Below are 6287 nucleotides of genomic sequence, written 5' to 3'. Positions count from 1 at the left end.
ACGCGAGCGTTCCCAAGACCCTGATCACCCATCTGGTCCGATGGGTCGCGGAAACAGGGCAAATCGGCAATTCGGGTTCCGACGTACTCGTAAACATTCTCAATACCGACATCAGCCCCGAGTTGGTGCCCGGAAAATCGAGTGGGGATCCCGAGCAGAAGAGCGAGAGTGTCATTGGGCCGTACGAGCTTCAGGATTTCAACCTCTATTACACGCTGCGTTTTGGCTTTTCTCCGACCAAGGTTGCGTTCCTGGCTTATTCGGCATGGAAAGATCGCGAAGCGGGTACATGGCCTGAAGGCGCTCATGTGGTGCGCAACGAATATGAATTGCCGGCCATCAAGCACAATCTGGGCACCTTTCTCGACCGCTTCTTCCGCACCAGCCAGTTCAAGCGTTCCTGCATTCCGAATGCGCCTAAGGTGGGTTCCGGGGGATCGTTGTCGCCACGCGGGGACTGGCGTGCACCCAGCGATTCTGAATCGACGGTATGGATGGAGGATTTGAAGAACATACCCGCCGAGTGATCCCTTAGCACCGCGCGAGCGCTCATACGCACCTTTATGCACCGTTATGCGGCGTTTGCTCCGGATGACGGGACGTTATGCGAGTTACCGTGCGAGATACGTGTGGTTATCGTGAAAACGCGGCTAGAATCAGGCACATGTGAATTTGGTTCTGAAGTCTGTTTATCTTGCTTATCCGCACATTTCGACGAGGCGCGCCATGAAAAGCATCACCGCAGTCATCAAGCCGTTCAAGCTGGACGAAGTCCGCGAGGCGTTGGCTGGAGCGGGCCTGACTGGCCTGACAGTCACCGAGGTCAAAGGATTTGGCCGCCAGAAAGGCCACACGGAGTTGTATCGCGGCGCGGAGTACGTGGTCGACTTCTTGCCCAAGGTCAAGATTGAGGTGGTGGTGGCCGACTCACAAGTGGATCAAGTGCTCGACGCGATCATCGGTGCTGCCCGCACAGGGAAGATTGGCGACGGGAAGATTTTCGTGACCGATGTTGAACGGGTGGTTCGCATCCGCACGGGCGAAGAGAACGAAGCCGCAGTCTGATTTTTGCGGTAGACAAAGCCGGCCTGATTCGCGTCAGGCCGGCTTTTTTATTGTCTGTCGTGAGCGAGGCAACTGGGCGCTTTACCAGCGGTTTGCCTCTCGCGTCCTTACCTGATCCGTTTCGATTCCAGTAATGTAATAAATCGTGCTGCGAGAAACATTCGAAAAGCCTCGCGATCATTTTTGAGCATGAAACGAACGTCTCACTGATAATGTGAGCAATTGTTTGATGGTTTGCCGCCCCCGGACCAGAGGCGGATAATTGAACCCTAACCATTCTCAAAGCGCCCGGCGCCTCTATCGGAATGAGCGATAACAATTCGTCGAACCCGGGCAAGCCCGGCACCGAACCGCCCGCCACCCGAGCTGCGAGCGGCGATCCAGCAGAAGTGGCTTTTGCAAAAACCGCCGATCTCCCCTCAGCCGCGCAACCGGGCGCTGACGCCACCGCAGCGGAGCGGGCCTCAACCGATGCACCGGAGAGTGCATCGACAATAGAACCCGTCGACACCGCCAAGGCCCAGCGCGTGGATGCAGCAGCCCGTGCAGCACAAGCCCGCCAATCGGCTGCGACCGCCGCGCATGCGCAGGAAACGACCGCCCACGTGATCGGTGAAACGCCGGCGGTAAAGGCGAGTCTCGCGGAGCAGGTTGAAACTGCCACAGAGGCGCAAGCGGCCGAGGAGAACGCGGAGAACGCCGCGCCCCCGGCCGTGGCTAAAAGCCTCCCTGCCGATTTCACCACGGCGCCGGATTTTGGCGCATCGCATCTGCCGCCGCCCATTCCACCGGGTACTCAGAACGGCGGGCAACCCCCTCCGGCTTACCTGCATACGAGCGACTCGGCATGGTCGGTGCTCGGTCGCGTGATCCGGGCACGCGCCCGCCGTATATTCGATCGTGCGGGTCAGCGCGTCACTCAGCGCACGTTGCGCATCGGGGTATCGGCACGCATTTTTCATCCTGAACCCGGTGCGAAAGGCCTGCGTGGCAAGACCTTGCAATACCTCGAGGAATCCATCGCGCATTGGGTGATGTCGCGCGATGTGCTCGTGTTCATGATCCCGACGGTGGGCCATCAGGGCATGTTGCATCCGAGCAATATCCGTTTGCGTGATTACGCGAAGCATCTCGATGGTCTATTGCTGCAGGGTGGCGCGGACGTCTCGCCGCAATCCTATGCCGAGGCGGCGATACGCACTGAATGGCCCGGGGACCGCGTGCGCGACATGTACGAACTTGAATTGCTGCACGAGTTCATTGAATCGGGGAAGCCCGTACTCGGTGTGTGTCGCGGATGTCAGTTGATCAACGTCGCGTTCGGGGGGACGCTGTATCAGGACATCGCAACCGAAATGCCCCACGCCGACGTGCACGTGAACGAGCAATACGACCAGCACCGCCATCCCATCCGGTTCCCCGACGGTTCAACGCTCGTGAACATGTTTCCGGGCCGTCGCGACGCCCTCGTCAACTCGATCCACCACCAGGCGGTCAAGACGATCGGGCGGGACCTGAACGTTGAGGCGGTATCGGCGGCCGATGGGATTATCGAAGCGGTGCGTTACAGGCGCGCGCCATTCGTGATGGGCGTGCAGTGGCACCCGGAGTTTCATCGCGCGGGCGGAGACGAACTGCTCGATTGCACGCCATTACTCGACACGTTCCTGCGAGTAGCTCGGGAAACGCGCTTTTAAAGTAAGCGAAACGCAACGAACAAAGCCCGCGAAAGCGGGCTTTGTTCGTTGTTGTAAGCGCTTTGACTACAACACAATAAGCTACTGCACGATGCCAGCGTCGCTCTGATCCTGAAGCTGCTGAACCTGTTGCTGCAACATGCGAAGCTTACGCTCGGCTGCGGCTTTGTCGTTTTGCAATGCGGTTGACTCCACCTGCATCTGCTGTTGCCGTTGCGACACTTCGCTTTCCTGCGCGCGGGCGATTGTCAGGTCGGCGGTGAGACGTTGAGCGCGATCGTTTGACACTGCAATCACGCGCTCGAGCAACGCCTTCTGCGCCTGCAATTGCGTGCGGCGAATTTCTCCTTCGGCGAGCGCATAGCTCTTGCGAGCGAACTGCGCATAGACCGTTTCACCGTGAACGTTATCTTGCGTCTTTACGACACGCCAGAAATTCTTGTCCTGAAACAACGCGACGTAATACACCATGTCTTGCGGATAGAAAAAGAGCGCGGCGCCGTAGTTACCGTTATAGGTCACGCGCAATTCAGTGAGTTTGCCAGCCTGCACCATCTGCTTTAGCTCGGACACATTGCCCGCTGTCTGGCCGTTCGAAGCCAGGTCCGTGCCGTCCTGGAGATTGCCGAGCGGGTCCCCAGAAGACGGCGAGCGCATCGGGTCGGCAAGGCCGGTAGCGGACAGCAACGTGCCGACCGGCTGATAGGCACTCGCGGCAGACGAACCGAGCGTGACAACCGCGATCATGATCGCGCGGAGGAACGTGGAGGAAGACTTCATAGTGCGACGCTTCATAAATTGAGGGGATGTCCACGCATCGCGCGGCGCTTGAATGCAACGCGCGATGCCGCCATGAGATGTACTCGTCACTTTGAAAATTGCGAGGGCGCGTCGGTGATGCGGCGTTGGCTCAGGTCGACGTTCGAGTTCCCCACATCGGCGGAACCGCCCCGCAACGGCGGGACATCTGCCGGTTGGCGAGCAATGGCGCGCGGCGCTGCGCGCGAGCCGCCACTGTTGTCGTCGAGCACCGCTGAGTGGGCCAGCATGTTGTACATCTCGGGAATGCTCGGGGACGAATAGGAGCTGGCCCGATTGCTGTCGCTCGCGACCGCGCGACGGCCCGGTGCCGCGAGCGGCTCAGCGTGCCCGCTACTCCGATACACCGGCTCGCCTTGATAACCATGCCTGCGATGAACGTGTCCGTATCGATGCGCTTCGTGCTTGATACGCGTAGTGGCTCGGGGCTTCGTTTTGGCTATGGATTCATCGCGCGCTGGCGTTTGCGCCAACGGTCGCGCTCTAGCGATTGACTCGGTCGCAACGTGCGCGGCGAGCGGCTGACGCGAACTCATGGCGAGCTGTTCAGCGGGCTTGGATCTCACTGGAGCAGGCGCAGGCGCTGCATCGGCCACCGGTTTCGCAGCAAGCACAGGCAACGCGGCGACAACCGCAACAGGCGCCACTTCTTGCGCGCTCGCCACCGTTGCGTCCGACGCCGGCGTAGCCGTGACGGGTTCCGGCTTAGCCGGCGCATTGGTCGCGGGTGCGGGCGTATTCAACGCGAGTTGCGGCGCGAGGGGCAGGTCTGCGTGGTGTCCGAATTTTGTCCCGAACAACGCCCACGCGATAAAGGCAGCGCACGCCAGCGCGATTGCGCCGCCGGCGACCTGCTTTCGACGATCATTGGGCGGCGGCACTATCGCGCGATGCTCGTCGGGCGCGGTGAACGGCTCGAACGCGAACGGCGGCGGTTCGGCAACCTCCGGCGTCAGGTTCGCGGCGTGGCGTAGCTCGGACTGATCGACCGGGTCGTTGCGCTTGAAGTTGCCCCAGAGACTAGAAGGCGTGTAGGGAAAGCGATCGTCGCGACTGGTCAGCCCACTGATATAAGCGGTGATAAAACGCGCGGCGTAAAACGGTATTTCATATTCCGTCAAAGCCGGACGGGTCCCGTTCAAGATCCACTCTTCGCCAAAGGCTGCGAACGGCATGCTGGCCATGGGGTACATCGTAGGCAAAAGCAGATCGCCTTGTACAACGATCAGAGGAGCATTCATCGTTTTTATTTCCGATAAGCGGGCGTCAGACTGCTCAGCGGTTAGCCAGGCAGCCGTGTGGACGTCGTCCAGTTATTGCGGCAAAGGTGCTCAAAGATTCACCTTGCCCGGACCCGCCACAGAACAGCCCCCGATGATACCCAGCGGCAGCTTGGGCGTCGCTCAGAACCTTCTTAGTTCCTTGCTAAAAAGGCGTTAAGACTGAAAATAATTGTTGATTCAATTCAAACTCGCTGATTGTTTCAGCACAACGCACGGTTTTTGCGTGAAATGTGGCGCCTGCGATTGACGCACTCGGGCGAGATCATGCCGCGGCCCATGCGAAGACAAAGCTCACGCGCATGTTCAGGTGATTGGCACCAAGTTCTTTCACGCGAGTGATTAGGCATGCGAATTTATGTATGGAGATGGCTATGTCTATGCAGGCAATTTCAATGAGAGTTTGGCGCGTATCAGCGATGTTCCGCGTAGCGGAGTTTCATGTTCCCACTGTAATATCTCGCCTGCACACAGTTTGAGTCACATGCTGGTTTACCACTATTCCCCATTTTTTCTGCGTTTTGGTGCTGATTTCGAGTGTTTTTCACCGAATCTGGAAAGACGAAGCTTACAGAGATATTCGGCGAATCACGGCCGGATCGTCGCCAACTTCCGGTCGGCTCATGACCCGCAAGCAGCGGGTTTGGCTCCGGATTTTTTGAGATAGTCATGTCAACCCCCTCACACGCGACCCCAGCGAACGAATCGAAGGCGAAGTCGGTATTCCGCGTCGTCAGCGGCAATTTCCTCGAGATGTATGACTTCATGGTCTATGGCTACTACGCCTCGGCCATCGCCAAAACCTACTTTCCCAGCGGCGACGAATTCGCCTCGCTGATGCTCGCGCTGTCCGTTTTCGGTGCGGGCTTCCTGATGCGGCCGATCGGAGCGATCGTGCTCGGTGCGTACATCGATCATCACGGACGACGCAAGGGCCTGATTCTCACGCTCACGATGATGGCGATCGGCACCTTGCTGGTCGCCGTGATTCCGGGGTACGCGACCATTGGTATCGCCGCGCCGATCATCGTGCTGGCCGGACGACTGCTGCAAGGCTTTTCGGCAGGCGTCGAACTGGGCGGAGTGTCGGTGTATCTCTCCGAAATCGCGACCAAGGGCAACAAGGGCTTTTATTGCTCGTGGCAATCGGGTAGCCAGCAAGTGGCCGTGGTGTTTGCCGCGCTGATCGGCGTAGTCATGAGCCGCATCATTCCACCCGACCAGATGACTTCCTGGGGCTGGCGCGTGCCGTTCATCATCGGCTGCCTGATCGTACCGTTCCTGTTCATCATTCGTCGATCGCTGCAGGAAACCGATGAATTCCTGGCGCGCAAGCATCATCCGAAAATGGCCGAAATCATGAAGACGATGGCCGCGAACTGGGGCATCGTACTCGCCGGCATGGGCATGGTGATCATGACCACCG

Annotated in this window: 5 protein-coding genes and 1 pseudogene; 4 read left to right on the top strand and 2 right to left on the bottom strand. The window is 59.0% G+C overall.

The genetic code is table 11. The features are described from left to right. The 3 genes and pseudogenes from nadE to WCA53_RS09580 form a co-directional block, all read left to right on the top strand. Positions 1 to 527, top strand: a pseudogene (gene nadE, locus WCA53_RS09590) (NAD(+) synthase); the annotation flags it as partial. A 199-nt stretch (positions 528 to 726) separates the two neighbouring features. Then, complete coding sequence (locus WCA53_RS09585; RefSeq protein WP_423908434.1) at positions 727 to 1065, top strand: P-II family nitrogen regulator; 339 nt, start codon at positions 727 to 729, stop codon at positions 1063 to 1065. Positions 1066 to 1370: 305 nt separating this feature from the next. Beyond that, entirely contained in the window at positions 1371 to 2762 is a 1392-nt protein-coding gene (locus tag WCA53_RS09580) for a gamma-glutamyl-gamma-aminobutyrate hydrolase family protein (protein ID WP_423908431.1), read from the top strand. 81 nt (positions 2763 to 2843) lie between these two features. Here the strand turns inward: WCA53_RS09580 and WCA53_RS09575 are convergent, their stop codons facing one another. Together WCA53_RS09575 and WCA53_RS09570 are read right to left on the bottom strand one after the other, a co-directional pair. After that, positions 2844 to 3542 (bottom strand): DUF2968 domain-containing protein, encoded by a 699-nt coding sequence (locus WCA53_RS09575; protein ID WP_423908428.1) that lies wholly within the window; start codon positions 3540 to 3542, stop codon positions 2844 to 2846. Between the two features lie 86 nt (positions 3543 to 3628). Then, entirely contained in the window at positions 3629 to 4822 is a 1194-nt protein-coding gene (locus WCA53_RS09570) for a hypothetical protein (RefSeq protein ID WP_423908426.1), read from the bottom strand. Between the two features lie 708 nt (positions 4823 to 5530). On the opposite strand from WCA53_RS09570, the gene tcuC reads away from it, so the two are divergent. Further along, positions 5531 to 6287, top strand: a 757-nt coding sequence (gene tcuC / locus WCA53_RS09565; RefSeq protein WP_423908424.1) for a tricarballylate/proton symporter TcuC, incomplete at its 3' end; no start/stop codon positions are given.

This window comes from Caballeronia sp. (genome assembly GCF_049581465.1).
Classification (GTDB): Bacteria; Pseudomonadota; Gammaproteobacteria; order Burkholderiales; family Burkholderiaceae; genus Caballeronia.
This window is presented reverse-complemented; position numbering and strand designations above follow the sequence as displayed.